25 protein-coding genes are annotated in these 22186 nt (G+C 65.4%); 10 read left to right on the top strand and 15 right to left on the bottom strand.

The window, feature by feature from the left end; genetic code table 11:
- On the top strand, window positions 1–229 hold a 229-nt coding region (locus AC1DUN_RS22245), incomplete at its 5' end, for a transposase (RefSeq protein WP_477715892.1).
- Window positions 230–350: 121 nt separating this feature from the next.
- On the opposite strand, the gene AC1DUN_RS22240 is transcribed toward AC1DUN_RS22245, so the two are convergent.
- Genes AC1DUN_RS22240 through murU form a run of 4 tightly spaced genes read right to left on the bottom strand, consistent with a single transcriptional unit; the run spans window position 351 to window position 4800 of the window.
- Window positions 351–1160: an FkbM family methyltransferase gene (locus AC1DUN_RS22240; protein WP_477715891.1), complete on the bottom strand. Its 810-nt coding sequence runs from the start codon at window positions 1158–1160 to the stop codon at window positions 351–353.
- Window positions 1161–1212: 52 nt separating this feature from the next.
- Entirely contained in the window at window positions 1213–2619 is a 1407-nt protein-coding gene (locus AC1DUN_RS22235) for a glycosyltransferase family 9 protein (RefSeq protein WP_477715890.1), read from the bottom strand.
- Between the two features lie 28 nt (window positions 2620–2647).
- Window positions 2648–4039 carry an aminopeptidase P N-terminal domain-containing protein gene (locus AC1DUN_RS22230; protein WP_477715889.1) on the bottom strand — a complete coding sequence of 464 codons (1392 nt, stop codon included), beginning with the start codon at window positions 4037–4039 and terminating at the stop codon, window positions 2648–2650.
- 29 nt (window positions 4040–4068) lie between these two features.
- Window positions 4069–4800, bottom strand: coding sequence for an N-acetylmuramate alpha-1-phosphate uridylyltransferase MurU (murU, locus tag AC1DUN_RS22225; RefSeq protein ID WP_477715888.1), 732 nt, complete (start codon window positions 4798–4800; stop codon window positions 4069–4071).
- 25 nt (window positions 4801–4825) lie between these two features.
- Here murU and AC1DUN_RS22220 point away from each other — a divergent pair, with 25 nt between their 5' ends.
- A complete protein-coding gene (locus tag AC1DUN_RS22220) occupies window positions 4826–5650 on the top strand; it encodes a nucleotidyltransferase domain-containing protein (RefSeq protein WP_477715887.1) in 825 nt (274 codons plus the stop codon).
- 6 nt (window positions 5651–5656) lie between these two features.
- On the opposite strand, the gene speD is transcribed toward AC1DUN_RS22220, so the two are convergent.
- Complete coding sequence (gene speD / locus AC1DUN_RS22215; RefSeq protein WP_007871879.1) at window positions 5657–6034, bottom strand: adenosylmethionine decarboxylase; 378 nt, start codon at window positions 6032–6034, stop codon at window positions 5657–5659.
- A 120-nt stretch (window positions 6035–6154) separates the two neighbouring features.
- On the opposite strand from speD, the gene tkt reads away from it, so the two are divergent.
- The 3 genes from tkt (at window position 6155) to AC1DUN_RS22200 (ending at window position 10652) form a co-directional block, all read left to right on the top strand.
- Entirely contained in the window at window positions 6155–8197 is a 2043-nt protein-coding gene (gene tkt / locus AC1DUN_RS22210) for a transketolase (RefSeq protein ID WP_477715886.1), read from the top strand.
- A 62-nt stretch (window positions 8198–8259) separates the two neighbouring features.
- Window positions 8260–9258, top strand: a complete 999-nt coding sequence (gene gap, locus AC1DUN_RS22205) for a type I glyceraldehyde-3-phosphate dehydrogenase (protein ID WP_477715885.1) — start codon at window positions 8260–8262, stop codon at window positions 9256–9258.
- A gap of 161 nt (window positions 9259–9419) precedes the next feature.
- Window positions 9420–10652, top strand: a complete 1233-nt coding sequence (locus tag AC1DUN_RS22200; RefSeq protein ID WP_477715884.1) for an adenylate/guanylate cyclase domain-containing protein — start codon at window positions 9420–9422, stop codon at window positions 10650–10652.
- Here AC1DUN_RS22200 and AC1DUN_RS22195 read toward each other — a convergent pair.
- On the bottom strand, window positions 10592–11551 hold the full coding sequence (locus AC1DUN_RS22195; RefSeq protein WP_477715883.1) for a LysR family transcriptional regulator: 960 nt from the start codon (window positions 11549–11551) through the stop codon (window positions 10592–10594). The genes AC1DUN_RS22200 and AC1DUN_RS22195 overlap by 61 nt on opposite strands.
- A gap of 109 nt (window positions 11552–11660) precedes the next feature.
- Between AC1DUN_RS22195 and AC1DUN_RS22190 the strand changes: the two genes are divergently transcribed.
- Genes AC1DUN_RS22190 through AC1DUN_RS22175 form a run of 4 tightly spaced genes read left to right on the top strand, consistent with a single transcriptional unit; the run spans window position 11661 to window position 15267 of the window.
- A complete protein-coding gene (locus AC1DUN_RS22190) occupies window positions 11661–12311 on the top strand; it encodes a hydrolase (protein WP_477715882.1) in 651 nt (216 codons plus the stop codon).
- 7 nt (window positions 12312–12318) lie between these two features.
- Window positions 12319–12921, top strand: coding sequence for an antibiotic biosynthesis monooxygenase (locus AC1DUN_RS22185; RefSeq protein WP_477715881.1), 603 nt, complete (start codon window positions 12319–12321; stop codon window positions 12919–12921).
- 24 nt (window positions 12922–12945) lie between these two features.
- Window positions 12946–14832, top strand: a complete 1887-nt coding sequence (locus AC1DUN_RS22180) for an amidohydrolase (RefSeq protein ID WP_477715880.1) — start codon at window positions 12946–12948, stop codon at window positions 14830–14832.
- 24 nt (window positions 14833–14856) lie between these two features.
- A complete protein-coding gene (locus AC1DUN_RS22175) occupies window positions 14857–15267 on the top strand; it encodes a DoxX family protein (protein ID WP_477715879.1) in 411 nt (136 codons plus the stop codon).
- A gap of 29 nt (window positions 15268–15296) precedes the next feature.
- Here the strand turns inward: AC1DUN_RS22175 and AC1DUN_RS22170 are convergent, their stop codons facing one another.
- The 4 genes from AC1DUN_RS22170 to AC1DUN_RS22155 form a co-directional block, all read right to left on the bottom strand.
- Window positions 15297–15758, bottom strand: a complete 462-nt coding sequence (locus AC1DUN_RS22170; protein WP_477715878.1) for a hypothetical protein — start codon at window positions 15756–15758, stop codon at window positions 15297–15299.
- A gap of 138 nt (window positions 15759–15896) precedes the next feature.
- Window positions 15897–16967 carry a pirin family protein gene (locus AC1DUN_RS22165; RefSeq protein ID WP_477715877.1) on the bottom strand — a complete coding sequence of 357 codons (1071 nt, stop codon included), beginning with the start codon at window positions 16965–16967 and terminating at the stop codon, window positions 15897–15899.
- Window positions 16968–17082: 115 nt separating this feature from the next.
- Window positions 17083–17844, bottom strand: a complete 762-nt coding sequence (locus AC1DUN_RS22160; protein WP_007871861.1) for an ABC transporter permease — start codon at window positions 17842–17844, stop codon at window positions 17083–17085.
- Complete coding sequence (locus tag AC1DUN_RS22155; RefSeq protein WP_477715876.1) at window positions 17841–18797, bottom strand: ABC transporter ATP-binding protein; 957 nt, start codon at window positions 18795–18797, stop codon at window positions 17841–17843. The genes AC1DUN_RS22160 and AC1DUN_RS22155 overlap by 4 nt, the downstream gene beginning before the upstream one ends.
- Before the next feature lie 427 nt (window positions 18798–19224).
- On the opposite strand from AC1DUN_RS22155, the gene AC1DUN_RS22150 reads away from it, so the two are divergent.
- On the top strand, window positions 19225–19575 hold the full coding sequence (locus AC1DUN_RS22150; RefSeq protein WP_477715875.1) for a collagen-like protein: 351 nt from the start codon (window positions 19225–19227) through the stop codon (window positions 19573–19575).
- A 77-nt stretch (window positions 19576–19652) separates the two neighbouring features.
- Here AC1DUN_RS22150 and AC1DUN_RS22145 read toward each other — a convergent pair whose 3' ends face one another.
- The 5 genes from AC1DUN_RS22145 to AC1DUN_RS22125 all read right to left on the bottom strand — a co-directional run bounded on the left by AC1DUN_RS22145 (window position 19653) and on the right by AC1DUN_RS22125 (window position 22094).
- On the bottom strand, window positions 19653–20282 hold the full coding sequence (locus AC1DUN_RS22145) for a glutathione S-transferase family protein (protein WP_477715874.1): 630 nt from the start codon (window positions 20280–20282) through the stop codon (window positions 19653–19655).
- 24 nt (window positions 20283–20306) lie between these two features.
- Window positions 20307–20654 (bottom strand): YciI family protein, encoded by a 348-nt coding sequence (locus tag AC1DUN_RS22140; RefSeq protein ID WP_477662225.1) that lies wholly within the window; start codon window positions 20652–20654, stop codon window positions 20307–20309.
- 11 nt (window positions 20655–20665) lie between these two features.
- On the bottom strand, window positions 20666–21097 hold the full coding sequence (locus AC1DUN_RS22135; RefSeq protein ID WP_413328824.1) for a VOC family protein: 432 nt from the start codon (window positions 21095–21097) through the stop codon (window positions 20666–20668).
- Between the two features lie 53 nt (window positions 21098–21150).
- Window positions 21151–21555, bottom strand: a complete 405-nt coding sequence (locus AC1DUN_RS22130) for a VOC family protein (RefSeq protein WP_477715896.1) — start codon at window positions 21553–21555, stop codon at window positions 21151–21153.
- A 65-nt stretch (window positions 21556–21620) separates the two neighbouring features.
- Complete coding sequence (locus AC1DUN_RS22125) at window positions 21621–22094, bottom strand: VOC family protein (RefSeq protein WP_477715873.1); 474 nt, start codon at window positions 22092–22094, stop codon at window positions 21621–21623.
- Between the last annotated feature and the right edge of the window lie 92 nt (window positions 22095–22186).

The following is a 22186-nucleotide window of genomic DNA, read 5'->3' as shown; positions in this document are numbered from 1 at the left end:
TCCCTGGCAACGTGGCCGCAATGAGAACATCAATGGCCTGATCAGGCAGTACCTACCAAAGGGCACAGACCTGAGTGTGTACAGCCAGCGCCAGCTCGACCAGATCGCCTGGAGCCTGAACACGAGGCCACGGGCAACATTGGACTGGAAAACGCCCGCTCAAGCCTTCTTCGAAGACTGCATCGCGCACAATGCCCAGATTCCCCCAGGTGTTGCACTTGGTCCTTGAGACCGCCAAGCAAAAGAAAGTTACTTGCCGCCGGGCAACCCCGGCCAGCAGAACCAAGAAGAGGAAGGAGGAGGTGGAAGGAGAAGAGCGCGCTCAGCCGGCGCAAGACCCGGCAAACTTCTCAAGCCGAGTACGGCGTAATCGCCACCTTCCCAAGCGAAGGATCCCCCGCATGGATCGCAAGAACATTGATCCCCATCTGGTATTGCCGGTAACCCTGCGCATCGAGCAGGCGGCGCAGCGCCTCGCCGTCGGTTTTGAGCGACTCGATCAGCATCTGGGGTTTGTGGGCTTCGAGGGTTTTGAGCGCACCGGCCAGGCCTTCGAGTTCCATGCCCTCGATGTCCATCTTGATGAAGTCCAGGCGGGGGAGCTTCAGGCCGTCCACCGTGATCATCCTGACCGTCTGGCTGCCCTGGGCCGAATAGTCGATGGGCTGCCCGATGAATTCGTTTTTCTCGCTCTGGCGCAATTCGAGCGAGCCGAAGCTCGCGGGCTTGAGGTAGTCGGGCCTGGGAATCTTCAGCTCGCCTTCCTGCGCGCCAAGCGCGGCGTGATGGGCCGCCGCGTTGAAGCAGTTGTTGATGGCGATGTTGCCGGCTAGGGCGTAGAAAATCCGTTCCTGGGCTTCGACGGCGATGACCTTGCCCCAGCCATGCATATGCCTGGCCCACTCGACGGTGTGAACGCCGATGTTGGCGCCTATGTCCAGCGCCGCCACCCCGTCACCGAAAAGCTCCCGGCGCAAGGTCAGCAGCTGCAGGACCATGGCGACTTCCTGCGGATCGAACTGGGAGTTCTGGAAAATCTGGTGCCCGACGCCGTAGCCGTCCGTGTCGTTGAGCATGTGGTAGTCGTTGCGGTTGACGATCATGGTTCCGTGGTTGGAGGAAGCCAGGACAAAAGGCAGGGGGCGAGAAACAAAGGTCATGGCAGGTTTTCCCGGTTGCGCAAAAATCTGGAGGAGGCAGGCCGGCCCGAGATCAGGTGCCCGGCGCGGCGGCGCCGCTGAACTGCCGGCGCAGCGCCTCGCCGGCAATGCCCGCCGCCTCTTCCCAGGCGCCCAGCGCCGGGGCTCTTGCGATGGACATGCCCGGGTACCACGGTGACGCCGTGGGGTGTTTTTCCCAGCGCCACTCGGCCGCATGGTTGGCCAGCAGAATCGTCGGCGTTCCCATGGCAGCCGCGCCGTGGAGCAGCCCGCTGTCGATGCTGACCAGCGCATCGAGCTCGCCGGCCAGCGCGATGCTGCGGTCGAAGGGCAGCGATACCGGAACCGTCGTGAAATGCCGGGTGTCCCGGCTGCGGGAGTCTTCAAGCCAGCGCGCGCGCTGGTAACCGCGCTGAAAGACCACCCAGTGCACCTCATGCATCGCCAGCAGTTCGTGGAGTTGCTGCAGCTTCAGGCTTCTGCTGCCGAACATGGCCGGGCTTTCATTGGCCGACCAGAAAAGCCCGACGCAGGGCCGGCCCCCGGCGTTGGCGCGAATCGAATCCAGCAGCGCCGTGTCCTGGTACGCGGGCGACTTTGCCACGTAGCGGCTTCTGGCGGCATAACCGAAGTCTGGGAAAAGCGCCGCAAACAGGGTGAAAGGGTCCGTCCACAGGGCCTCATCGGAAGCGCCCAGGCGGTAGCCGCGCTGCGCCAGCAAGGGCGCGACCTCGTCACGCTCGGCCGGCAGAAGCTGCAGCACGTCCGGATCCCAGCCGGTCAGCTCGACCTGCACGCCCGCGCACGCGAGGATGGCCGCATACCGCAGCCACTGCATGCGGTCGCCGATCCCGCCGCGCCCCTCCAGCCGCAAAACCCGGGGCAGCTCCTTGCCGCCGTTCCAGTAAGTGCCGGTATCGAACTGCGGGTACATGCAGTTCCAGGCCGCCGGCGTGCAGTAGCTTTCGTGATAAGCCGGCACACCGCCGGCAATGCCGTGCAGGCGCATGCGGCTTTGCGCCGCCATCATGAGCCGCGTGTGATGGTTGAGCTCCCCGCAGGAATTGCCCGGCTCCAGCGCCAGGGTTTCCTTGTCGAAGCCCAGGGGCGACCAGCCTTCGGCAAACATTTGCGCATTCAGCCCGGGATGCATGCCCGCCCGCTCCGCCATGCGCGCCAGCTCGAACCGGCCCAGTTCACGCAGCCCCAGCTGGGCGCAGACGTCGGTCAGGTGGTAGCGGTGGTTCACATAGCCGGGGAAGTCATGGCCGGTCTTGAGGTACAGGTCCAGGGCCTGGGTGAACTCGCTCGCGCGGTAATGCGCGTCCGCCCGGCCGGCCCAATATTCCGGCGTGCCGGATTCGCTGTGGTGCACTCCGTCAAGAAAGGCGCGGCACTCCTGCAGCCGGCCTTGCAAAAGGCCGTCATTGAAGTTTTGCCAGTTGATGGAATCCGTCAATGGGAGTGCCTCGCCGCGGCAAGGCCGTTCATGCGCGCATCAGGCGCTCAATCTCATCCCCATCGACTGGCACCCCCCGCGTCATCAGCTCACAGCCCTTGGCCGTCACCAGGGCATCATCCTCAATCCGGATACCAATGTTCCAGAACTCCTTGGGAACGTTCTTCCCAGGGCGGACATACAGGCCTGGCTCTATCGTCATCACCATGCCGGGCCGCAGGATGCGCGAGGGCTTGCGCATGATGGGCTGGTTCATCGCGTCCTTGTCGGGGCGGGGTTTGCTGCCGGGCTCGCTGTAGTCGCCGCAGTCGTGCACGTCCATGCCCATCCAGTGGCTGGTGCGGTGCATATAAAACTGGCGGTACGCGCCGGACTCGAGCACGTCGTCGACCTTGCCATGTTTGGCCTTGGGCAGCAGGCCGGTGTCCAGCATGCCCTGGGCCAGCACGCGCAGCGCGGCCTCGTGCGGGTCGTTGAAGCGCTTGCCGGGTTTGGTGGCCTTGACCGCGGCGTACTGGGACTCCACCACGATGTCGTACAGCCTGCGCTGGGCCGGCGTGAAGGTGCCGCCGGCCGGGAAGGTGCGCGTGATGTCGCTGGCGTAGCCGTCGAGCTCGCAGCCGGCGTCTATCAGGCACAGCTCGCCGGCCTTGAGTTCGGCGTCGCCGGCGCGGTAGTGCAGCACGCAGGCGTTGGCGCCTGCGGCCACGATGCTGGTGTAGGCCGGGAACTGCGAGCCGTGGCGGCGGAACTCGTGCAGCAGCTCGGCCTCCAGGTGGTATTCGCGCAGGCCGCCCTTGACGGGGTTGCGCAGCATGGCTGCCGAGGCCTGCATGGCCCGCACATGCGCGCCCGCTGAAATCTTTCCGGCGCGGCGCAGGATGGCGATCTCGTGGCTGTCCTTGAAGAGGCGCATCTCGTCGAGCACGCCGCACAGGTCGTTGCGGCTTTGCGGGCATTCGTCGCCCAGGCGCACGCGGGCGCGCACCTTGTCCAGCCAGCCGTCCACGCGCGCGTCCAGGCCCTCGTGCGTGGCAAACGGAAACCATACCGACTTCCTGTTGGCCAGCAGGGCCGGCATCTGCGCATCCAGCGCCTCGGTGCTGAAGGCCGCATCCACGCCCAGCCGGGCCGGCGCGGCCTTGGGGCCCAGGCGTATGCCGTCCCAGATTTCGCGCTCCAGGTCCTTGGGGCGGCAAAACAGCGTGGTCTTGCCGCTGGCGTCTATCGCCAGCCAGCTTTCAGGTTCGTCAAAGCCTGTCAGGTAATAAAAATAGCTGTCGTGCCGGTATGGAAAGTCGGTGTCGCGGTTGCGCGGGTATTCACGCGCGGTCGGCAGCAAGGCGATGCCGCCGCCGGCCGCCTTGAGTGCGCGGGCCACGGCGGCACGGCGTTTCTGGTAAATCGTGGTGGTGCTCATGGTGCGCTGCGCTTTTTTTGGGTTGTTGTTCAGTGTGTGGTGCTTGCCTGGTTCAGCTCGTCCAGCCGGGCCGGCGTGCCCACGTCGGTCCAGGGTCCGGGGTACAGCTGGGCGCTGACCCGGCCATTGTCCATCGCCGCGCGCAGCAGCGGCGCCAGTGGGGCTTTCAGGCCCTGCGGGTTGCCGAAGGGCATCGTGTTGAAGAATTCCCGGCGATACAGGCCTATGGTGCTGTAGGTGAACTTTGGCTCAGCACTGTCTTTGGGCAGATTCAGTGCCAGGCCGTCAGCGCCCAGGCCGAAATCGCCTTTGGGGTTGTGGGGCGGGTTGGGCACCAGCCAGAGGTGTGCCAGCTTGCCGCCAGCGGCGAAACGGCCTACCGCAGCCTGCGTGAATTCAAAGCCCGGCACAAACACGTCGCCCGCCAGCAGCCAGAACACATCGCCCAGCAGCGGCAGCGCGCGCGCGATGCCGCCCGCGGTTTCCAGCGCGCCGCCGAAATCGACGCCTTCGTGTGAATAGGCGATGGACAGCGGCGTACGGCCTTGCTGCCCGAAGTGGTTCTCAATCTGCTCGCCGAGCCAGGCGGTGTTGACCACCAGCTCGGTGAAACCGCCGCGCGCCAGCGCCTCGGCATGCCAGTCAATCAGCGGCTTGCCGCGCACCTTGAGCAGGGGCTTGGGCGTGCTGTCGGTCAGCGGGCGCATGCGCTCGCCGCGGCCGGCGGCCATGATCATGGCTTTGATGGGTGCAGAGGGCATGGCGGCAGTTTAACGGGAGCCGCTCATGCAGAATGCAGGACCACCGAAACCCGAAAGCCTGAGCATGATTCCTCCCGAGATCCACGCTGAAATCATGAACCGCCTCGCGGCGACCGAACGCGAGCACGGTGTGCGCATCCTGATGGCGATAGAGTCCGGCAGTCGCGCCTGGGGTTTTGCCTCGCCGAACAGCGATTTCGACGTGCGTTTCATCTATGCACGGCCAGCCGACGACTACCTCTCGCTGGACCTTGAGGACCGGCGTGACGTCATTGAGTACCCCATCGTCGACGACATAGACCTCAACGGCTGGGACCTGCGCAAGGCGCTACGTTTGTTTTGGAAGTCCAACCCGGGTTTTGTCGAATGGATCCAGTCGCCGATCAAATACATCGAAAACGGTGCGTTCGCTGAAGCGGCGCGGCGGCTGTTGCCCCAGGTTTACTCGTGCGAGCGGGGCATCCACCATTACCGCAGCTCGGCCAAGGGCAACTACCGCGAGCACCTTCAGGGTGAGATGGTGCGGCTCAAGAAGTATTTTTATGTGCTGCGGCCCCTGCTCGCGGTGCGCTGGCTGGAGCGCTACGGCACAGCCGCGCCCATCGAGTTCGCCAGCCTGCTGCACCTGATTGAGGGTGAAACGGAGCTGCTCGCCGACATCGCCGACATGCTCGAACAAAAACGCGGTGCGCCCGAACTGGGCCTGTCGGCGCCCTACCCGCGGGTCAACGCCTTTATTGAGGCTGAACTCGCCAGGCTGGATGCGGCGACTCCCGCGCCCGACGACCTGCGGCCGGTGCTGCCCTCGCTCAATGCCTTGTTTCTGGCGACCGTGCGCGAAAGCTGGTGAACCGGCTTATTGGGTATCCCCCCGGTCCAGCGAGCGCTGTTCGGTCCATTCCGGGTTGAAGCGCCGCACCAGCGCGTCCATCAGGCTGCGCGCCCGGGCCGAGTGGTCACCGCCAAAATTGCAGACATAAACATCCAGCGTCACAGCCTTCTGCTCGGGCCAGGTGTGCACGCAGACATGGGATTCGGCCAGCAGCACCGTGGCCGTGATGCCGCCCGGACCGTGTTCGGTGTCGGGAAAGGTGTGGAACAGCTGGTTGACGGCCTGCAGGCCGGTGGCCTGCACGGCTTGCACGCACCAGTCGCCCAGGCGGGCGGCGTCGGTGAGCCAGGCGGGATCGCAGCGGCATTTGTAAAGGTCGGCGGTCAGGTGTAGGCCTTGCATCCCCCGACTTTAGACGATGGGCGCCATCAACTGGGGTCAAAACCCGCCAAATCGCCGGGCTGGGGCCAGACGGTAAAATACCGGGTTACCCCTGATCTTTTCCCCTCCGGAGCAGCCAACATGGCAAACACGCAAATGATGGCGAATGCGATACGCGCACTCGCAATGGACGCCGTACAACAAGCCAATTCCGGACATCCCGGCGCCCCCATGGGCATGGCCGACATGGCCGTCGCCCTCTGGGGCAGCCACCTCAAGCACAGCCCGCACAACCCCAACTGGTTTGACCGCGACCGTTTTGTGCTCTCCAACGGCCACGGCTCCATGCTGATTTACGCCGTGCTGCACCTGACTGGTTACAAACTGCCCATAGCCGAACTCAAAAACTTCCGCCAGCTGCACAGCAAAACTCCCGGCCACCCCGAATACGGCTATACCCCCGGCGTGGAAACCACCACCGGCCCGCTGGGCCAGGGCCTGACCAATGCCGTCGGCATGGCGCTGGCTGAAAAGCTGCTCGCCAAGGAGTTCAACCGCGAAGGCCACAGCGTCGTCGACCACAACACCTATGTGTTCATGGGCGACGGCTGCCTGATGGAAGGCATCAGCCACGAAGCCGCGGCCCTGGCCGGCGCCTGGAAGCTCAACAAGCTGATCGCGCTCTACGACGACAACGGCATCTCGATTGACGGCCAGGTCGCGCCCTGGTTCATCGACAACACCGCCGTGCGTTTTGCCGCCTACGGCTGGAATGTGCTGGGCCCTATCGACGGCCACGACGCCGAGCTGGTCTCGCAGGCCATCGAAGGCGCGAAAAAATCGAACGACAAGCCCACGCTGATCATTTGCAAGACCCACATCGGCAAGGGCTCGCCGAACCGCGCCAACACCGCCAAGGCCCACGGCGAGCCGCTGGGCGCCGAGGAAATCAAGCTCACGCGCGAAGCCCTGAACTGGCCTTATGCGCCGTTTGAAGTGCCCAAGGAAACCTACGACGCCTGGGACGCCAAGGCCAAGGGCCTGGCCGCCGAAGCCGCCTGGGACGCGAAATTCGCCGCCTACAAGGCCGCCCACCCCGAACTCGCCGCCGAACTGGTCCGCCGCATGAAGGGCGAGCTGCCCAAGGCTTTTGCGCAGCTCGCGGTCGACACCGTCATTGGCGCGCACACCAAGGCCGAAACCGTGGCTTCGCGCAAGGCCTCGCAGCTCGCGCTCGAAGCCTTCACCGCCGGCCTGCCCGAGATGCTGGGCGGCTCGGCCGACCTGACCGGCTCCAACCTGACCAACACCAAGTCCACGCCCAGCCTGCGTTTTGACATGAACGGCGAGGTCGTGCTGACGGCCAACGCCGAGGGCGTGAGCGCCATAGGCCGCCACATCAACTACGGCGTGCGCGAATTCGGCATGGCCGCCATCATGAACGGCATCGCGCTGCACGGCGGCTACATCCCCTACGGCGGCACCTTCCTGACCTTCAGCGACTACAGCCGCAACGCCATCCGCATGGCCGCGCTGATGAAGCTGCGCGTGGTGCATGTGTTCACCCATGACTCCATAGGCCTGGGCGAAGACGGCCCGACGCACCAGTCGATCGAGCACGCCGCCAGCCTGCGCCTGATCCCCAACCTGGACGTCTGGCGTCCGGGCGACACGGCCGAAACGGCCGTCGCCTGGGCCGTCGCGCTCGAGAACAAGACCAAGCCGACCGCCCTGCTGCTGAGCCGCCAGAACCTGCCCTACGCGCCCAAGAAAGACCTCGGCAACATCAGCCGCGGTGCCTACGTGCTGGCCGGGCCGGAAGAAGTGGGCCTGAACAAAAAGGCCCAGGCCGTGATCATCGCCACCGGCTCCGAAGTGCAGCTGGCGCTCAAGGCCCAGGAACTGCTGGCCGCCCACAAGATCGCCGTGCGCGTGGTTTCCATGCCCAGCACCACCACCTTCGACAAACAGAAGACCGCCTACAAGAGCGAAGTCCTGCCCGAGGGCATCCCCCGTATCGCGGTGGAAATGGGCGTGACCGACGGCTGGTGGAAATACGGCTGCGCGGCCGTTGTCGGCATCGACAGCTACGGCGAGTCCGCCCCCGCCCCGGTGCTGTTCAAACACTTCGGCTTCACCGCCGAGAACGTCGCCGACACCGTGCGCACGGTGCTGCGCAAATAAGCGCACGCATCAGTACACGGCCCGCCGATTCAACGAATTTCAACTTCCAGGAGCAACAGAAAATGACGATCAAACTTGGTATCAATGGTTTTGGCCGTATCGGCCGCAACGTGTTCCGCTCGGCGATCAAGAGCTTTAGCGACATCGAAATCGTCGGCATCAACGACCTGCTCGAGCCCGACTACCTGGCTTACATGCTGAAGTACGACTCGGTGCACGGCCGCTTTGAAGGCGACGTGTCCGTGGACGGCAACACCCTGATCGTCAACGGCAAGAAGATCCGCCTGACGCAGGAACGCGACCCCGCCAACCTCAAGTGGGGCGACATCGGCGCCACCGTGGTGCTGGAATCGACGGGCCTCTTCCTGGACAAAGCCTCCGGCGAGAAACACCTGGCCGCCGGCGCCAAGAAAGTCATCTTCTCGGCGCCGTCCAAAGACGACACCCCGATGTTCGTCTTCGGCGTCAACGACAAGACCTACAAGGGCGAGGCCATCATCTCCAACGCCAGCTGCACCACCAACTGCCTGGCGCCCGTCGCCAAGGTGCTCAACGACAAGTGGGGCATCAAGCGCGGCCTGATGACGACTGTGCACGCTGCCACCGCCACGCAAAAAACCGTGGACGGCCCGAGTAACAAGGACTGGCGCGGCGGCCGCGGCATCCTGGAAAATATCATTCCTTCTTCCACCGGCGCGGCCAAGGCCGTGGGCGTGGTGATCCCCGAGCTCAACAAGAAGCTGACCGGCATGTCCTTCCGCGTGCCGACCTCCGACGTCTCGGTGGTCGACCTGACCTGCGAACTCAACAAGGAAGCCACGCTGAAGGAAATCTGCGCCGAGATGAAGGCGCAAAGCGAAGGCGCGCTCAAGGGCATCCTGGGCTACACCGAAGACAAGGTGGTCGCCACCGATTTCCGCGGCGAGACCTGCACCAGCGTGTTTGACGCCGACGCCAGCATCGCGCTGGACGGCACCTTCGTCAAGGTCGTGGCCTGGTACGACAACGAATGGGGCTACTCCAACAAGTGCCTGGAAATGGTGCGCGTGGTTTCGAAGTAATTTCGCCACGGTCCTCCATGAAAAGCGCCTTCGGGCGCTTTTTTTTCGGCTTCGCACATCAAAAGGCCGCGGGCGGTCAATGTCCGTTGACCTACACCCGGCCAGCCCGTATGGTCCCCGCATGCCGCGCCCATGCCGCGCGGCGCAAGGGAGGAATGACCATGGCAGAGCAGCCGTTCAGGGATTGGCTCGTCCAGAAAAGCTGGGCACAGGGCGTGTATTACAGCAAGGCCGTGGCCTGGCTGTTGCCGCCGGCGGCGCTGGCCGCCGATGCGGCTTACTTCAGCATCGCGCGGCCGGACTGGCCGCCGGGTGTGGCCGGCCTGCTGGCCTGGCAACTCACGGCCGAGCTGTTTTTCATCGCCGTCATCCTGGCGGACCGGTTTGCGCCGCGGCTGCGCGGCCGGGAAGGGGCGCTCAACGCCGCCTGCGCCTGCGCCATGCTGCTGGCCACCTGGATAGGCGCCGTCCATGGCGCGATGTGGGGCGATTTGTCCATCTATGCGGCGGGGGCGACCTTTGTCGCGGCCGTCATGTGCACGCCCAGCCCGGTGCGCAGGCCCATGTACCTGCTGAGCTTTGCGGCGCTGGGCCTGGCCGCCGCCCTGCGCGGGCACGTGGGCCTGGGGCTCCTGGCCGCGCTGGTCAACCCCTTTTGCATCCTGGTGCTGTGCGTGGCGCTCGACAAGCTCATGCTGGCGCGCAATGCCGAGCTGTACACCGAGATGCAGCGCGCCGAGAGTGAATGCGCGCGCGCCGACAAGGTGCTGTACAACGTGCTGCCGGCCTCCATCGCCGATGAACTCAAGCGCGAGGACAAGGTCAACGCGGTGAAGTTCGACAACATGGGCGTGCTGTTCGCCGACATCGCCGGCTTCACGAGTTTTTCACGCGCCTTGCCGCCGGACGCGCTGGTGCTGGTGCTCAACCAGATCTTCTCGGCCTTTGACGGCCTGGTGGAAAAGTACGGGCTGGAAAAGATCAAGACCATAGGCGATGCCTACATGGTGGTGGCCCACCACCGGCTCGACAGCCTGGGACGGCTGGCCCTGGACATGGGCGAGGCCTTGCGGCGCTACAACGCCGCCAACGGCACGCGGCTGGCCATGCGCATAGGCATGCACGCGGGACCCGCGGTGGCGGGGGTGATAGGCGTCAAGCGTTTTCTCTACGACGTCTGGGGCGACACGGTCAATGTGGCCAGCCGCATGGAGGCCAGCGGCGAGCCCGGCGCCGTCCACGTCAGCGAAGCGGTCTACCTGCAGACGCGGCAGCATTTTGCCTTTGCCGCGCGCGAGCCTATCGAGGTCAAGGGCCGGGGCCGCATGGCCACCTACTGGCTGCTGGGGCCCAGCGCGCCGCCCCGCTTCGGCATGGAGTGCGCGGGCGCTTGAACGGCCGACATGGCTTGCGGCAAGGCCGCCGCCAGGTGGTCTATCAGGGCGCGCACCGTGACGGGAACGCGCCGCGTCGCCGGGTACAGCGCGTAGAGCGCGATCTCCGGGGACTCCTGCCACTGCGGCAACACCGGCACCAGGCGGCCCGCCGCGAGGTGTCTGGCCGCCAGGAACTCGGGCTGCAGGACCAGGCCGGCGCCCGCGACGGCGGCCTCCACCAGCAGGTCGCCGTTGTTGGCGCACAGCGGCCCGCCGACGGCGATGTGCGCTGTTTCCCGGCCTCTCCCGAGGTGCCAGATGTGCCCCTTGTTGGCATGCGCGTAGTTCAGGCAGCGGTGCGCCTCGAGGGCCTTGGGTGATGCGGGCGTACCGTGCGCCCGCAGGTAGGCCGGGGCGGCGTACACGGCGCGGCGCACGTCGCACAGGCGGCGCGCCGCCAGCGAAGAGTCCGGTAGCTGCGCGATGCGCAGGGTGAGGTCAAAGCCGGTCTCATAGGGGTCCAGCATGCGGTCGTTGAGCTCCACGCGCAGCTCGACCCGCGGATGCAGCGCCAGGAACTGCGACAGCAGCGGCGCCAGCACCAGCTTGCCGAAGGACATGGGCGCGTTGACGCGCAGCGGCCCGGCCACCGCGCCGCGAATGGCCGCCATGGACTCGCGGGCTTCGGCGGCGATGGCCAGCAGGTCCACCGCGTAGTCGTGCAAGGTGGCGCCGGCGCTGGTCAAGGCAATCGCGCGGGTGGAGCGCACAAACAGCGCGCCGCCGTACTCGGTTTCCAGCGAGGCAATGAGCTTGCTGATCTGTGAGCGCGTCACGCCGAGTTCACGCGCGGCGGCGGCAAAACTGCCCAGCCGCGTCGATAGCACCAGGGCCTGGAGGGCATCAAGTCTGTCCATGATTGGTTCCTGTCTGGATACGGTTTGGTTCTAAAACACAGTCTAGTCAACCCATTGGCTGCAATTTAGCATTCCAGGCTTGTTTATCCACTCTTTCAAGGGACTCGCCATGGCTCAAGGAAAACTCGAACTGCTCACCCCCCAGAACTGCGCGCTGGTGCTGATCGACCACCAGCCGCAAATGACCTTTGGCGTGGCCAACATCGACCGGCAGCTGCTGAAGAACAACGTCATCGGCCTGGCCAAGGCGGCCAAGGTGTTCCAGGTTCCCACGGTGCTGACCTCGGTTGAGACCGAGTCCTTCTCGGGCAACATCTGGCCCGAACTGCTGGCGGTGCTGCCCGACAACCGGATTTTTGAGCGCACCAGCATGAACACCTGGGACGACGCGGGCGTGAAGGCCGAGCTGAAAAAATTCGGCCGCAAAAAACTGGTGCTCGCGGCGCTGTGGACCGAGGTCTGCCTGAACTTCCCCGCGCTGGAGGCCATGGCCGACGGCTACGAGGTGTATTTTGTGGAAGACGCCTCCGGCGGCACCTCGGTGGCGGCGCACAACATGTCGGTGCAGCGCATGATCCAGGCCGGCGCCGTGCCCATCACCTGGCAGCAGTTCCTGCTCGAAATGCAGCGCGACTGGGCGCGCAAGGAGACCTATGCGGGCACCACGGGCATCGTCATGGAGCATTCCGGCGCCTATGGATCGGGCGTCGACTACGCGATCACGCACGTGCACAAGATGCCCGCGCGCAAGCTGGGCTGAAAGCGCCATGAACAGCGCGAACAGCCCCGGCGAGCCGGCCGGCCCGTCCTCCGAAAGCGTCAGCCTTGTGGTGCGCCACCGCGTGCGCGCCGGCGCGCGCACCGCGTATGACGGCTGGCTGGCCGAGACCATGCGCACCGCATCGGCCTATCCGGGCCACCAGGGCGTGCATGTGGTCCGCCCGTCCGAGGGCGGCGTCGACTACCTCATCGTGGTGCGCTTTGCCACCACCGAACAGCTCAACGGCTGGTACCGGTCGGCGGAACGCGCGCGCCTGCTCGAGGCGGTGCAGCCGCTTCTGCAAGCCGGTGAACAGGTCAGCATGGGCAGCGGCATCGACTTCCTGTTTCCCCCTGAAGCGGCGGCCGGCGCAGAGGCGCCGGTCAAGCCCGCGGCCTGGAAGCAGTGGCTGATCACCACCTCGGTCATCTGGCCGCTCACCATGGTCGTGCCCTGGGCCATGGGGCCGCTGTTCAAGGCCGTCCCCGTGCTGGGCATGTATGGCGTGGCGCACGGCATACTGGCGGCCGTCATCGTGGCCCTGGTGGTCTGGGTGGTCATGCCGCCCTACACGCGGCTGCTGCACCCCTGGCTGTTCGCGCGGCGCTGACATCCCCAATCCAACGGAAACCCCATGAACCCTCCCGCCACCGCCGACCTTGTCTTCATCAACGGCCGCTTCACCACCCTGGACCGGCAGAACCCGGTGGCCGCCGCGGTGGCCGTGGCCGGCGGCACATTCATTGCCGTGGGCAGCCATGAAGACGCCATGCGCCACGCGGGCGCCGCGACACGGGTGGTCGACCTGGGCGGCGCGGCAGCCTTGCCCGGCCTGCACGACAGCCACACGCATTTGATACGCGCCGGCCTCAATTACGCGATGGAGCTGCGCTGGGACGGCGTGCCCTCGCTCGCCGACGCAATGGCCATGCTCAAGGCGCAGGCGGCGCGCACGCCGGCGCCGCAGTGGGTGCGTGTGGTCGGCGGTTTCACCGAGCAGCAGTTCGCCGAAAAACGCCTGCCCACGCTCGCGGAAATCAACGCGGCCGCGCCCGACACCCCGGTCTTCATCCTGCACCTGTACGACCGCGCCCTGCTCAACGGCGCCGCCCTGCGCGCCGTCGGCTACGGCAAGGACACGCCGAATCCGCCCGGCGGCGAGATCGCGCGCGATGCCCAGGGCAATCCCACCGGCCTGCTGCTGGCCAAACCCAACGCGATGATCCTCTACGCCACACTGGCCAAGGGCCCCAAGCTGGACCCGGATGCGCAGGAGGCCTCGACCCGGCTCTTCATGCGCGAGCTGAACCGGCTCGGCATCACCTCGGTGATCGATGCCGGCGGCGGCTTCCAGAACTATCCCGAGGACTACCGCGTCATCGAGAAGCTGCGCGATGCCGGCGAGCTCACCGTGCGCATAGGCTACAACCTGTTCACGCAGCGGCCCAAACAGGAAGCCGAGGATTTCCGGCAATGGACAGGCATGCTGCCGCCGCTGTCCGGCACCGACATGCTGCGCCACAACGGCGCCGGCGAAATGCTGGTGTTCTCCGCGGCCGATTTCGAGGACTTCCGCGAGCCCCGGCCCGAGCTGCCCGCGAGCATGGAGGACGAGCTCGAGCGCGTGGTGCGCCTGCTGGTGGAAAAGCGCTGGCCCTTCCGCCTGCACGCGACCTATGACGAATCGATAGGGCGCGCGCTCGACACCTTCGAGAAGGTCAACCGCGAGATTCCCTTCAACGGCCTGCACTGGTTTTTCGACCACGCCGAAACCATCAGCCCGCGCAACATCGACCGGGTCAAGGCGCTGGGCGGCGGCATTGCCGTGCAGCACCGCATGGCCTACCAGGGCGAATACTTCATCGAACGCTACGGCGCCGGGGCCGCCGAGCACTCGCCGCCGATTCGCCGCATGCTGGACGCCGGCCTGCCCGTGGGCGGCGGCACCGATGCGACCCGCGTCGCGAGCTACAACCCCTGGGTCTGCCTGTACTGGATGGTCACCGGCAAGACGCTGGGCGGCACCACGCTGTACCGGCCCGACAACTTGCTGGACCGCGACACCGCGCTGCGGCTGTGGACCAGCGGCAGCGCCTGGTTCGCCAACGCCGAGGGGAAAAAAGGCCAGATCAAGGTGGGCCAGCTCGCCGACTTCATCGTGCCCTCGCGCGACTTCTTCGGCATCCCGGAATCCGACATCAAGGACCTGGTCTCGCACCTGACCGTGGTGGGCGGCCGCATCGTGCATGGCGACGGCGGTTTCGCGAACCTCGCGCCGCCCATGCCCAAGGCCGCCAACGACTGGGTGCCGACAAAAGCCTTCGGCGGCTACTGGCGCGAACCCGCGGCGGGTGCCCAGCCGGCCGGCCGCGCCGCGCGCGCAATGCAGCCCTTTGCAGACTGCTGCGCCAGGCCCTGCGCGGTGCATGGGCACGGCCACACCCAAAGCTGGCTGGGCCATGCACCGGTGTCCGACGAAAAAAGCTTCTGGGGCGCGCTCGGTTGCGCGTGCTGGCTTTAAACAATACCTGGCAGGAAGAAAACCATGAACACACACGAGCCGCCTTTTTCAACACCGGCGCTCCGGGCCGCCAGGCTGTTGCTGGCGGTCGCCTTTGTCTACAGCGGCGTCTCCAAGCTGCTCAATTTCGACGCGGCCATCGGCGAGGCCGCGCATTTCGGCCTGACCCCGGCGCCCGTGTTTGCCGCCGTAGTGCTCGTCACGCAGCTGGCCGGCGCGGCGCTGATGCTGTTCGGCCGCGGCCTGTGGGCGGCGCTGGGCGCGCTTGCGCTGGCCGGGTTCACGGTGGTCGCCACAGTCATAGGCCACCCCTTCTGGGCCATGAGCGGCATGGAGCAATTCCACAACCGCAATTCATTCCTCGAGCACCTGGGGCTGGTCGGTGGCCTGGTGCTGGTGGCCGCGCTGTGCTGGGACCGCCGCGCCGCGCGCTGAAACGCGCCGTAGCGGCCGGGTCTGGAGGCTTAGCCGCCCAGCAATTCAGCCGGCAGCGACAGGCCGGGCCGCTCGTCGTCCCAGGCCATGGCGCTCATCTTCCAGCCTTCAGGTGTCTTGATGAACTGCGTGGAGATCACGCCGCGCGCCTCAAAAGCCTGGCCGCCCTGCGTCCCGGCCTTGCCGTAGGCGCTGTAGCGGTGGGCGATGTTGCCGAAGATTTGCGTGATTTCCGACAGCTCCCATTCCTTGAAGCGTGTGAGCGCCCCACTGTCCACCAGCGCCTGGCGCGGCGCGATGAATTCGGCGACGCTGGAGATCTCGGGCGTGGCCGCCGTGTTCTTGATCAGCAGGCCGGTGGCAATGAACAGGCCGTGGATGTCCTTGTAGGCCGGTTTGTCGCCGGGCTCAAATGACACCGCGCGGAAGAAGCGGGTGCTCAAGCTATCAAGCGCCTGCTTCACGGCAGTGTGGCTGGGGTCTTTGTCCATGCGGGCTCCTTCAGGATGCCGCAGTGTAGAAGTTTGCGGCAAATCCTGCAGGCGGCGGGGATACCGAACGGGCATCCCCTTTCAGCGGATTTTCACAAGAGCCGCGCAGGCAGGGCGGCGGCGAACGCCGCCCTGTGCTCAGCCGCCGGCTGGTTTTTCTTCCCGCCCGCCTGGGTGGCGCGCAAAGCGTGCCGGCTCACGGCCATGCACCGGCGCATCGTCGGCAAACGACCAGCCGCCGAACTGCGTGCGCCGGTAGTCGGCCATGGTCTGGGCGATCTCGGCCTGCGTGTTCATCACGAACGGCCCGTACTGCACCACCGGCTCGCCGATGGGCTTGCCCTGCAGCAACAAAAACTCCGCCTCTCCAGCGCCGGTGTTGCGCAGCGCCACGGCCTCGCCGGCGCGCAGCTCCAGCGCCGCATGCTGGTCAAGCTGCCGGCCGGCGACTTCAATGGACGTGCCTTTGAAGAAATACAGCATACGGCGCGTGCCGTCGCCGCCAGCCGCGGGCAGCTCCCAGCGGGCGCCCGGCGCCATGCGTATCGTCCAGATCGCCACGTCCGCGTCGGCCTGCGCCGCCCAGGAGTCCGGCGGCGGCGGCAGGGGCGCACCGGCGCCCGCCAGCTGGCCCGCCACCACGGCGACTTCGGTCGTGCGGCCATCGGCATCGGTGGCCGTCAGGCGCGGAATATCCTGCCCCCAGAACATGGTGAAGTGCGGCTCGCTCATCTTGCTGCGCGCCGGCAGGTTCAGCCAGATCTGGAACAGCTCCAGCGGGTTGTCATTCTTTTCGTCCAGCAGCGGGAACATCTCGGCATGCACGATGCCCTTGCCGGCGGTAAGCCACTGCGCGTCGCCCCGGCCGAAGCGCGCGGTCGCGCCCAGCGAGTCGGAGTGGTCGATCAGGCCCTTGCGTACCACCGTCACGGTTTCAAAGCCGCGGTGCGGGTGCGGAGGAAAGCCGGGAATCTTTTCGCCGTGGTACATGCTCCAGCCGTCCTTGCGGCTGAAGTCCTGGCCGATGTCGCGCCCGGCCAGCGAAGCGTCCGGGCCCATCTGCGCATTGGCGCGGGGGTAGGCGTCGTCGTGATAAGCGCAAAAGAGGAAGGGGTCGATGGTGGCCCACGGGAAGCCGAGCGGCTTGGCCTGGAGGATCGGACTGGCAGCGGAAGGGGTAGCGAAACCTGCGGTGGAGTCGGCAGACATGGCGAGGCCTTTCTGGCGTGAGATTTTCAAAGAAACCATATGGGGCCGGCTGCCCCTGCTTCAAGCACGCCGCCGGCCCGGCAGCCGTGGCCTCCCGCCGTGTTCCCAAGCTTTCTCAGGCCTTGAGCTTCCAGCCCGTGCGGAAGATCCACCACACCACGCCCAGGCACAGCGCCAGAAAGCCCAGGATGGCCAGCACGCTGAGGCCCACATTGACATCGGCCACGCCGTAAAAGCTCCAGCGGAAGCCGCTGATCAGGTAGACCACCGGGTTGAACAGGGCGATCTTCTGCCACAGCGGCGGCAGCATGTTGATGGCGTAAAACGCGCCGCCCAGAAAGGTCAGCGGCGTCACCACCATCAGCGGCACGACCTGCAGCTTCTGGAAGTTGTCGGCCCACAGCCCGATGATGAAACCGAACAGGCTGAAGGTCAGCGCCGTCAGCAGCAAAAAGCACAGCATCCAGAAAGGGTGGGCGATCTCATAAGGCACGAACAGCCGCGCCGTCGCCAGGATCAGGAGGCCCAGCATGACGGATTTGCTCGCCGCGGCGCCCACATAGCCCATCACCACCTCCATGGAGGACACCGGCGCCGACAGCAGCTCGTAAATCGTGCCCGACCATTTCGGCATGTAGATGCCGAAGGCGGCATTGGAGATGCTCTCGTTGAGCAGCGACAGCATGACCAGGCCGGGGATGATGAAGGCGCCGTAGCGTATGCCCTCGATGTCGCCCATGCGCGAACCGATGGCGGCCCCGAACACCACGAAGTAGAGCGAGGTGGAGATCACCGGCGAGGCGATGGACTGCATCAGCGTGCGGAAGGTGCGCGCCATTTCAAAGCGGTAGATCGCGCGGATGGCGTGCCAGTTCATGCGGCCTCCTTCTGGGTGGCGGGTTGGCCGGCATGCACCAGGCTCACGAAGATGTCCTCGAGCGAACTCTCGCTCGAATGCAGGTCCTTGAAGTCGATGCCGAGTTCGGCCAGCTGCCTGAGCAGGGCCGCGATGCCGGTTTCCTCGGTCTGCGTGTCAAAGGTGTAAACCAGGCTGCGGCCTTCCTGGGCCAGCTCCAGCGGCAGCCCGGCCAGCGCGGCCGGAATGTTCTGCAGCGGCGTCTGCAGCTGCAGGCTCAGCTGCTTCTTGCCGAGCTTGCGCATCAGCACGGCCTTGTCTTCGACCAGGATCAGCTCGCCCTTGTTGATCACGCCTATGCGGTCGGCCATTTCCTCGGCCTCCTCGATGTAGTGCGTGGTCAGGATGATGGTCACGCCGCTGTCGCGCAAGTCGCGCACCATTTGCCACATGCCCTTGCGCAGCTCGACGTCGACGCCCGCGCTGGGCTCGTCCAGGAACAGGATGGTCGGCTCGTGCGACAGCGCCTTGGCGATCAGCACCCGGCGCTTCATGCCGCCCGAGAGCGTCATGATCTTGCTGTCCTTCTTGTCCCACAGGGACAGGTCGCGCAGCACCTTTTCGATATAGGCCGGGTTGGGCGCCCTGCCGTACAGGCCGCGGCTGAAACTCACGGTGGACCACACGGTTTCAAAGGCGTCGGTCGACAGCTCCTGCGGCACCAGGCCTATCTTGGCGCGGGCGGCCCGGTAGTCGCGCACGATGTCGTGGCCGTCGGCGGTCACCGTGCCCGAGCTGGGCCTGACGATGCCGCAGATGATGCTGATCAGGGTGGTCTTGCCCGCGCCGTTGGGGCCCAGCAGCGCGAGAATTTCGCCGCGCCGTATCTCCAGGTCCACGGACTTGAGCGCATGAAAGCCCGAGGCGTAGGTTTTGCTGAGTTGCTGTATCGAAATAATGGGATTGGCTTGCACGCGGCATCCTGATGAAAGTGGCACCGGAAGACTGGTGCCAGAAGAGACCCGGATCATTCTATAGAGCGCGGGTGAAAAATGCCCGCCAGGGGTTTTCTGCGCGGCGCGGCCGTTTGTGAGGGCGCGCTGCCGCTGATTCGGGACAGGCTGTCGTGGGCCCGTCCTACAGCATGCACGGCCGTCCATGGGTAACTTGGACATTCATCCTGTTGTCTGCATCGGAAATGATTCTTTCAAGGCAGCCAGGCATACGGCGACCGCTGCGCGGTTTCCGGATGTTTGTGCTCCGGCAAAGCGTTGTGGCCGATATCGGTTTCATGCACATGGTCCGTAAAAAAAACAGTTTACGGTCAGGTCCTGTTGACAGGCCCTGGGAACGAACTGTTGGCGCACGCTATCCGTGCGAATTTCTCACCAAGGACCTCTTATGAAATACCCCCTGCTTTTAGCCGCACTTGCCGGCACGCTGGCCCTGAGCGCCTGTGAACGCACGGTTGTCGCGCCGCCTGCCGCCGTTGTCACGGTTCCCGGCCCCGCCGGCCCTGCTGGCGCCACCGGCGCCTCCGGTACCGATGGTGCCAAAGGTGCCACGGGCGCGGGCGTGGGCATTCCCGGCCCGACGGGCGCCACCGGCGCGACAGGTGCAACCGGCTCCACCGGCTATGAAGGCGCCACGGGTGCCACGGGCGCAACCGGTGCCACCGGCAATACCGGAAGGACTGGCCAGACCGGCCAGACCGGTGACACGGTCGTGATCGTTCCCGCACCGGCCCGTTAAGTCGCCAACAGCTTGTAGGCTGCACAGGCCGGCGCATACGCCAAGCGTTCGCCGGCCTTTATTGATTCCGCGGCGGATCACGCGGCCGCGGCGGCCCGCAATGCGGGAAAAGGCTCGCGCCAGGCCGGCAGTTCGTTGAGCTGCGCATGCCAGCGCCGGATTTCCGGAAAGGCCTGCAGCGGCAGCCCGGTCTTGCCCGCATAGGGCAAGGTGATGGCCACCGCGAAGTCGGCCACCGTCAGCGCGTTGCCCACCAGGTAGTCGCGGCCTTTGAGGTGTGCCTCCAGCACGCCGGCGTAGCGTTCGAAGGCCGGTGTCACCCTGGCGATTTCAGCCGGGTCGGCTTCGCTGCGCAAAAAACGCGGCTTGATGATGTGCTCGAAATAAAACGTGGCGGCGGCCGGCTCGAACTCGGTGGCGTCCCACATCAGCCAGCGCAGCACCTCGATGCGGCGATCGTCCCGCGGCCACAAATCCGAGCCGGCTTTTTCGGCCAGGTGGCACATGATGGCGTTCGATTCCCACAGCACCAGTTCGCCGTCGACCAGCACCGGCACCTTGGCGTTCGGGTTCATCGCGCAGAATTCCGGCGTGCGGTGCTCGCCCTTTTCGAGCGCGACGTGGATGAACTCCACGGGCAGCTTCAAGTGCCTGGCGACCGCGCAGGCTTTTCGCGGGTTCAGCGTGTCCGAGTAATAAAGCTTCATGGGCATCTTTTCGTGCTGTGTGTTTTACGCGGCCATGCGCGGCAGGTCGGACCACACCGGCCTGACCTCTATGGTCGCGGCGCGGGCCATGGGGTGACCGGCCGCGATGTCGATGGCCTCCTGCATGCCGGCGCATTCAATCAGCCCGTAGGCCGCCATTTTTTCCGCGCTGTCGGTGAAGGGGCCGCTGCTCACCTTGCGTTTGCCGCCGCGCACCCGCACCGTCATCGCGTCGCCGGGCGGGCGCAGCGGGTTGCCGTGCTGGAGGATGCCGCGGCCCTGCATGTCGCGGACCCAGGCGCCTATCTCGGCCACCAGCGCCGGTGTGGGCGCGAAGGCCGCGTCGTGGCTAATGATCAAAAGGAACTGCATGTGCCGCCGCCTCAGGGCATGGGCAGGGGCTTGATCACCATCCACGACACGCCGAAGCGGTCGACCACCATGCCGAAGGACGAGGCGTAAAAGGTTTTCATGATGGGCATTTCCACCTTGCCGCCGTCGGCCAGCGCATTGAAGAGGCGATTGGCCTCGGCGTCGCTGGCCGCGGTCAGCGACAGCGAAAAGCCCTTGAACTCCGGCTGGCCGGTGCCCATGCCGTCGGAGGCCATCACTTCCGATTCGCCAATCCTGAAGCAGGCGTGCATGATGTTGTCGCCGGGAATGGCGGCTCCGCCGGGGCCGCAGCCCTCGGTCATGGGTTCGGGGTTTTCCTTGAAGCGCATCATCATCTTCACTTCGGCGCCCAGCGCCTTGCGGTAAAAGTTGATGGCCTCTTCGCAGCGGCCGTTGAAAAACAGGTAGGACTGGACCAGCATGGTGGGCTCCTTGGTGGATAAAGGGTTGATGGGGATTGGTGGGGGTGGGGATTTCAGGCGTTCTTTTGCGCGGCGTGGGCTTCAACGTTCATGTGAACCAGCTCCCAGATGTGGCCGTCGAGATCCTCGAAACCGTGCTGGTACATGAAACCGTGGTCCTGCGCCTTGCTGGGCGTGGTCGCGCCGCCGGCCACGGCCTTGCGGACCATTGCGTCTATGGCCTCGCGGCTGTCCGCCGAGAGGCAGATCAGCACCTCGGTGCTCTTGCGCGCGTCGACCACCGGCTTGGGCGTGAAGGTCTTGAAATAGTCCTCGACCAGCAACATCACAAAATTTTCCTCGCTCACGATCATGCAGGTGGCGTTCTTGTCGGTGAATTGCGGGTTGAACCTGAAGCCCAGCGCGGTGAAAAATTTCACCGACCTGTCCAGGTCTTTCACGGCCAGGTTCACAAACATCTTGGTGCTCACGGAGATCTCTCCTTGGGTGAATAGTGGGTTGAATAAAACGGTGTCTGGATTCCTCAGGCCCTGTCGTAGGCTTCCTTGAGGTCCTTGATATTGATCTTGCGCATCTTGAGCATGGCGCCCATGGCGGCGCCGGCCTTGGCCGGGTTTTTGTCGCCCAGCATTTCGCCGAGCGCCGTCGGGATGATTTGCCAGGACAGGCCGAACTTGTCCTGCACCCAGCCGCACTGGTTGGGCGCGCCGCCGGCCGACAGCTTGTCCCAGAGCTCGTCCACCTCCTCCTGCGTCTTGCAGTCCACGAACAGCGAAATCGCCGGCGTGAAGCTGAAATGCGGGCCGCCGTTGAGCGCCATGAATTCCTGGCCCTCGAGCACGAAGCTGCCGGTCATGACCGAGCCCTCCGGCCCCGGGCCTTCCTTGCCGTAGCGCCTGAGCATGGTGATCTTCGAGTTCTTGAAGATGGAGACATAAAAGTTCATGGCCTCCTCGGCCTGGTCGTTGAACCACAGGAAGGGGGTGATTTTCTGCATGCTCGTCCTTCTTGAAAAAGTGTTTGCCAGAGGGGAAATCCAGGATCCGGGGTCTTGTGCGGGGGCCGGATCAGCAGTATTGTGTACACCGT

It is taken from the genome of Polaromonas sp. P4_F6 (genome assembly GCF_056401275.1).
Note: the sequence above shows the minus strand (reverse complement) of the source record. Positions and strands in the feature narration are given on the sequence as shown.

Bases quoted from the DNA above. Each gene is read 5' to 3' on its own strand.
- AC1DUN_RS22220 (WP_477715887.1), top strand. From the start codon at position 4,826: ATGCAGAATGCAGGACCACCGAAACCCGAAAGCCTGAGCATGATTCCT.
- speD (WP_007871879.1), bottom strand. From the start codon at position 6,034: ATGCAAGGCCTACACCTGACCGCCGACCTTTACAAATGCCGCTGCGAT.
- AC1DUN_RS22125 (WP_477715873.1), bottom strand. From the start codon at position 22,094: ATGCAGAAAATCACCCCCTTCCTGTGGTTCAACGACCAGGCCGAGGAG.
- AC1DUN_RS22160 (WP_007871861.1), bottom strand. From the start codon at position 17,844: ATGAACTGGCACGCCATCCGCGCGATCTACCGCTTTGAAATGGCGCGC.
- AC1DUN_RS22130 (WP_477715896.1), bottom strand. From the start codon at position 21,555: ATGTTTGTGAACCTGGCCGTGAAAGACCTGGACAGGTCGGTGAAATTT.
- AC1DUN_RS22145 (WP_477715874.1), bottom strand. From the start codon at position 20,282: ATGAAGCTTTATTACTCGGACACGCTGAACCCGCGAAAAGCCTGCGCG.
- AC1DUN_RS22150 (WP_477715875.1), top strand. From the start codon at position 19,225: ATGAAATACCCCCTGCTTTTAGCCGCACTTGCCGGCACGCTGGCCCTG.
- AC1DUN_RS22140 (WP_477662225.1), bottom strand. From the start codon at position 20,654: ATGCAGTTCCTTTTGATCATTAGCCACGACGCGGCCTTCGCGCCCACA.
- AC1DUN_RS22195 (WP_477715883.1), bottom strand. From the start codon at position 11,551: ATGGACAGACTTGATGCCCTCCAGGCCCTGGTGCTATCGACGCGGCTG.
- AC1DUN_RS22135 (WP_413328824.1), bottom strand. From the start codon at position 21,097: ATGCTGGTCCAGTCCTACCTGTTTTTCAACGGCCGCTGCGAAGAGGCC.
- AC1DUN_RS22240 (WP_477715891.1), bottom strand. From the start codon at position 1,160: ATGACCTTTGTTTCTCGCCCCCTGCCTTTTGTCCTGGCTTCCTCCAAC.
- AC1DUN_RS22165 (WP_477715877.1), bottom strand. From the start codon at position 16,967: ATGTCTGCCGACTCCACCGCAGGTTTCGCTACCCCTTCCGCTGCCAGT.
- AC1DUN_RS22180 (WP_477715880.1), top strand. From the start codon at position 12,946: ATGAACCCTCCCGCCACCGCCGACCTTGTCTTCATCAACGGCCGCTTC.
- AC1DUN_RS22185 (WP_477715881.1), top strand. From the start codon at position 12,319: ATGAACAGCGCGAACAGCCCCGGCGAGCCGGCCGGCCCGTCCTCCGAA.
- AC1DUN_RS22170 (WP_477715878.1), bottom strand. From the start codon at position 15,758: ATGGACAAAGACCCCAGCCACACTGCCGTGAAGCAGGCGCTTGATAGC.
- murU (WP_477715888.1), bottom strand. From the start codon at position 4,800: ATGCCCTCTGCACCCATCAAAGCCATGATCATGGCCGCCGGCCGCGGC.
- AC1DUN_RS22230 (WP_477715889.1), bottom strand. From the start codon at position 4,039: ATGAGCACCACCACGATTTACCAGAAACGCCGTGCCGCCGTGGCCCGC.
- tkt (WP_477715886.1), top strand. From the start codon at position 6,155: ATGGCAAACACGCAAATGATGGCGAATGCGATACGCGCACTCGCAATG.
- AC1DUN_RS22200 (WP_477715884.1), top strand. From the start codon at position 9,420: ATGGCAGAGCAGCCGTTCAGGGATTGGCTCGTCCAGAAAAGCTGGGCA.
- AC1DUN_RS22190 (WP_477715882.1), top strand. From the start codon at position 11,661: ATGGCTCAAGGAAAACTCGAACTGCTCACCCCCCAGAACTGCGCGCTG.
- gap (WP_477715885.1), top strand. From the start codon at position 8,260: ATGACGATCAAACTTGGTATCAATGGTTTTGGCCGTATCGGCCGCAAC.
- AC1DUN_RS22175 (WP_477715879.1), top strand. From the start codon at position 14,857: ATGAACACACACGAGCCGCCTTTTTCAACACCGGCGCTCCGGGCCGCC.